We start from the raw sequence: 3,986 nt of genomic DNA on the forward strand, positions 1-3,986 counted from the left end.
CACCCCGGCGTCCTCGTCACCTCCCTCGACGCCCTCGCCGACCGCCTCCTGGCCCACGGACTGCCGGTGACCTGGGACGACAACCTCCCCGGCTACCGCCGCTTCCATTCCGCCGACCCGTTCGGCAACCGCCTGGAGTTCCTCGAACCCGCCGCTCCCGCTGCTCCCGCCGCGGCCGCCGCATGACCGGGCCATCCGACGACCCCCGTGCGCCCGATGGCCCGTCACGGCCGATGAGTGAGGCGGAAATCCGCGCCGCGCACGTCGACAAGCTGCCCCGCCTCGACGGCCGCGTCGAACTCGCCGAGCCGGAGCCCGAGTGGGCCACCGCCTACGCCCGCACCGCCGAGGCCGTCCGCCGCGCACTGGGCGCGGACGTCCGCCTGCTCGAACACGTCGGCTCCACGTCGGTCCCGGGACTCGCTGCCAAACCGATCATCGACATCCTGCTGGAGCTCGCCGAGCCGGGCCGGGAGGAGACCTACGTGCCCGCACTCGGCGCGGTCGGCCTCCGCCTCGCCATCCGCGAGCCCGAGTGGTACGAGCACCGCGTGCTGCGCGGATCCGGTGACCCGGCCGTGAACCTCCACGTCTTCGGCGAGGACTGCCCGGAGTCCGCCCGGATGCTGCGCTTCCGCGACCTGCTCCGAGCCGACCCCGCCGCCCGGCGCGTTTACGAGCGGACGAAGCGTCAGCTCGCGGAGCGCAGCTGGCAGTACGTCCAGAACTACGCCGACGCGAAGACCGCGGTCATCGACGAACTGCTCGGGAAGGCGCCGCCGGGCTAGCCCTCCTTGGCCGCCTTCGCGGCCTTGGCCGCGCGCTTGGCCTCCTGCTTGTACTCGCGCACCTTCGCCAGCGACTCCGGCCCGGTGATGTCGGCCACCGAGCGGTACGAACCCTGCTCGCCGTACGGCCCGGCCGCCTCCCGCCAGCCCTCCGGCGTCACGCCCAACCGCTTGCCCAGCAGCGCGAGGAAGATCTGCGCCTTCTGCTTGCCGAAACCCGGAAGGTCGACAAGTCGCTTCAGCAGCTCCCGGCCGTCGGCCGCGTCCCGCCAGACGGCCTCGGCGTCGCCGTCGTAGTGCTCCACCAGGTACTGGCACAGCTTCTGCACGCGACCGGCCATCGAGCCGGGGTAGCGGTGCACGGCCGGCTTCCGCGACAGCAGCTCCGCGAACGCCTCCGGGTCCTGAGCGGCGATCTCGTGCGCGTCCAGGTCGTCGACGCCCATCCGCTGGGCGATCGTGTGCGGCCCGGTGAAGGCCCACTCCATCGGGATCTGTTGGTCGAGCAGCATGCCGACCAGCGCGGCGAGCGGACTGCGGCCGAGCAGTTCGTCGGCCTCCGGTTGCTGGGCCAGACGCAGCGTGGTGTCCATACCCCGATCATCCACAACCAACCCCCGCGCCGCACGTCACCCCACCGGCAGCAGCGTTGTCACCAGGACGTCGCGGTGGGCCTGCGCCGCCGGGTCCAGCGGGCGGATCGGCGAGACCTCGTGTTCCGTACGGCGGTCGTCCCCGAGCAGCAGCGCGCCCGGCTCGTCGAGCGTCGCCGCCAGCAGCGGCGCGCCGCCGTCGTCGTACACCGCGCTCCGCCCGCCGACGGCGTTCTCACGGCCTACGAGCAGGGACGTGACCAGTGTGACGCCGTCCCTGTGCCGCCCCTCCGGCGTCGGCTGCCCGTCCTGCCCGGCGACGGCGATGACCCGGAACGGGTGCACCAGCACCACCCACTCGTCCCGCTCCTCCTCCAGCCCCCGCGCCAGTACGCCGAGCAGCCCGACGAGCTTCCCGAACACCGGATCGGCGACAAACGCGTCGGTCAGCGGCTCGAACCGCCGCTCGACGCCGACGTAGAGCCGATTGGTGTCGTCCGGCTGCACAAACGTGCCGTGGGAGCGGGGCCGCAGTTCCCCCGCTCCCGTCAGGACAAACTTCCCGTAGCGACGCAGCCGACGCGTGCCCCTGGCCGCCGCGTACCGGTCGACCACCAGATCGTCCCAGTGCGCGGCGAACCGCTCCCACTCCGCCCCGCCGACCCCCAGACACGCCAGCACGTCCACCGACGGCATCAGACACACCCCGGCCGACCCCAGCACCCGCCCGGCAGCGACGGCGGCCGCCGCCCCCGCTCCCGCGTCACTCCTCATCCCGCCGATGCTGCGCCGCCGAGCCGACGCCCGCAAAGGTGCCCGCATCACCCGATCGGGTGATGCGGGCGGGGCGGGACGGCGGCGGCAGCCGGACAGCTCGCCGCGCTTGAGCGCGGCCGTCAAGTCGCCCCAGCCCGAGATGGGGCCCTTCTCTCACGTGCGGGCGGTGATGCGTTCGGTGAGCTCGCCGGCGGTCGGGTCGAGGGGGAGGGTTTGGAGGCGTGCGGCGATGTTGGTCATGCCGTCGTTGATGCGGACGGACCGGACGCCCTCGGCGCAGTCCGGGAAATCGCGCCAGGTCGCCAGGGCCTGGGCTGTGTCGCCGCGTTCGAGCTGGACGTGACCGAGGTCGGCGAGCACGATCGCACGAGTACGTCTGACGCGCGGGCGCTACGCGTTCCGGCGCTTCCGCGTCCAGCCCGACGGCGAGCCGGACGCGGAGGGCCGGACGGCGATGATGCAGTGCGCCGTCTGCGGACAGACCGGTCCCACCGTCGAGTCCCCGAAGCGGGAGTCGGCCGAGGCTCAGGGCAGGGCGATCCTGCGAAGCGCAGAAGGCGCCGCCTCGTGGGTCGAGAGCCACCGGAGGCGCGAACGCGAGCACTTCACGTTCCGACTCCTCGTGGGGATCCCCTACCGCCTCATCCCGGGCGAATGGCAGTAGTGCCAGCGCATCTTGTAGGAGCACCTGATGACCTGTTAGCCTATGGCTAACAGGTCATCAGAATATCGGCCACGGCAGAAGAATACCCCGGCGGGTGCGGGAACACCCCCGGGGCGTGGTCGCCATCCATCAGCTTCTAGAGAAAGAACCCTGGCGACGTGTGTGAGTTTATCGTGCGCGCCTTCGTGGCGTGTGTACGTCTGTTGGTTTCGTTCGTTCTGCCCGCTCGCGGGCGGCACCGGAGGTCCGTTCCCGCGGCGCCGTCCGTGTGTCGCTGCCGCCGTGGTGCGGTGGGGCGGACGGTGGTCGGGGCGGGGGTGATGAACCTTCGCTGCCCGCGGTCGAGTTCGTTGCGGGCGATGCCCAGGCGGCGGAGCCGGTATGCCGCCGAGTGTGCGGACGCGGACAAGCCGATCATGCTGGACGAGTTCCGGGTGCCCTGGTATGTCGTGATCGAGCAGAGTCGGCGGTTCGTGGAGGAGTGGAAGGAGGAGCGGCGGGCGCAGCGGATGCGGCGGCTGCAGGTACTGGAGGCCGGGGACGGGGTCGAGATGGTGGACGGTGTCGAGCTGCCGCCGACCGGGGCGGCGCCGCCGGGCTGGGCGTCAGTCGGGGGCGGGTCGGGAGTGGATCAGGGTTCGGTGCAGGTCCTGTAGGCCGGTGGGGAGCTCGTCGGGGGAGAACCAGCGGGCTTCCAGGATCTCGAACGGGTCGATGCGCAGCTCGCCGCCGAGCAGCGTGGCCTCGTACGCGACCTCGATACGGAGGCGGAAGCCGCTCCTGAGGTGCACGAGTCGGCCGACGGCCACGTCCAGACCGGTCTCCTCGCGGACCTCGCGTACGACGGTGGCGGTGAACTCCTCGCCCTTGACCGCGTAGCCCGACGGCAGCCCCCACTGGCGGCCTTCCGGCCACATGCGGTGGCGCAGCAGGAGCACGCGCCCGGCGTCGTCGCGTACGACGCCGGTGACGCCGACCATGAACTTGGCGCGGGTGAGCCACAGCACCCGCCACTGCACGGGGCCTCGGAGGCGGCGCCACACACCTGCGGCCAGTCGCTTCACCTTGTCGTCTCCCCTCGTCCCCGGACGGTGTTGCCACTTTCGCCGCTGCGTGCGGTGGCTGTCCAACGGCGGGGAGCGCCGGGGGAAAGCAGTGGCGGGG

8 protein-coding genes are annotated in these 3,986 nt (G+C 72.1%); 4 read left to right on the forward strand and 4 right to left on the reverse strand.

What is annotated here, in order from left to right; all coding sequences use genetic code 11:
- Positions 1–186: VOC family protein (locus FNX44_RS28285; RefSeq protein WP_500274212.1), on the forward strand; the 186-nt coding region annotated here is incomplete at its 5' end.
- 47 nt (positions 187–233) lie between these two features.
- The gene (locus tag FNX44_RS24675; protein WP_143651208.1) at positions 234–788 is read left to right on the forward strand and encodes a GrpB family protein; all 555 of its coding nucleotides are present in this window, start codon (positions 234–236) and stop codon (positions 786–788) included.
- On the opposite strand, the gene FNX44_RS24680 is transcribed toward FNX44_RS24675, so the two are convergent.
- The 3 genes from FNX44_RS24680 to FNX44_RS24690 all read right to left on the reverse strand — a co-directional run bounded on the left by FNX44_RS24680 (position 785) and on the right by FNX44_RS24690 (position 2,518).
- Positions 785–1,381 (reverse strand): HhH-GPD-type base excision DNA repair protein, encoded by a 597-nt coding sequence (locus FNX44_RS24680; protein ID WP_143651209.1) that lies wholly within the window; start codon positions 1,379–1,381, stop codon positions 785–787. The genes FNX44_RS24675 and FNX44_RS24680 overlap by 4 nt on opposite strands.
- A 36-nt stretch (positions 1,382–1,417) precedes the next feature.
- Positions 1,418–2,155, reverse strand: a complete 738-nt coding sequence (locus FNX44_RS24685; protein ID WP_228450188.1) for a 2OG-Fe dioxygenase family protein — start codon at positions 2,153–2,155, stop codon at positions 1,418–1,420.
- A gap of 156 nt (positions 2,156–2,311) precedes the next feature.
- Positions 2,312–2,518, reverse strand: coding sequence for a hypothetical protein (locus tag FNX44_RS24690; RefSeq protein WP_323369650.1), 207 nt, complete (start codon positions 2,516–2,518; stop codon positions 2,312–2,314).
- Between the two features lie 16 nt (positions 2,519–2,534).
- On the opposite strand from FNX44_RS24690, the gene FNX44_RS30020 reads away from it, so the two are divergent.
- Together FNX44_RS30020 and FNX44_RS24695 are read left to right on the forward strand one after the other, a co-directional pair.
- Positions 2,535–2,822, forward strand: coding sequence for a DUF7848 domain-containing protein (locus FNX44_RS30020; protein ID WP_143651213.1), 288 nt, complete (start codon positions 2,535–2,537; stop codon positions 2,820–2,822).
- 359 nt (positions 2,823–3,181) lie between these two features.
- On the forward strand, positions 3,182–3,478 hold the full coding sequence (locus tag FNX44_RS24695) for a hypothetical protein (protein ID WP_143651211.1): 297 nt from the start codon (positions 3,182–3,184) through the stop codon (positions 3,476–3,478).
- On the opposite strand, the gene FNX44_RS24700 is transcribed toward FNX44_RS24695, so the two are convergent.
- Positions 3,428–3,886, reverse strand: a complete 459-nt coding sequence (locus FNX44_RS24700) for an NUDIX domain-containing protein (protein WP_143651212.1) — start codon at positions 3,884–3,886, stop codon at positions 3,428–3,430. The genes FNX44_RS24695 and FNX44_RS24700 overlap by 51 nt on opposite strands.
- Positions 3,887–3,986: the final 100 nt, after the last annotated feature.

This window comes from Streptomyces alkaliterrae (genome assembly GCF_007097205.2).
Taxonomy (GTDB): Bacteria; Actinomycetota; Actinomycetes; order Streptomycetales; family Streptomycetaceae; genus Streptomyces; species Streptomyces alkaliterrae.

Bases quoted from the DNA above. Each gene is read 5' to 3' on its own strand.
- FNX44_RS24675 (WP_143651208.1), top strand. From the start codon at position 234: ATGAGTGAGGCGGAAATCCGCGCCGCGCACGTCGACAAGCTGCCCCGC.
- FNX44_RS24680 (WP_143651209.1), bottom strand. From the start codon at position 1,381: ATGGACACCACGCTGCGTCTGGCCCAGCAACCGGAGGCCGACGAACTG.
- FNX44_RS24685 (WP_228450188.1), bottom strand. From the start codon at position 2,155: ATGAGGAGTGACGCGGGAGCGGGGGCGGCGGCCGCCGTCGCTGCCGGG.
- FNX44_RS24695 (WP_143651211.1), top strand. From the start codon at position 3,182: ATGCCCAGGCGGCGGAGCCGGTATGCCGCCGAGTGTGCGGACGCGGAC.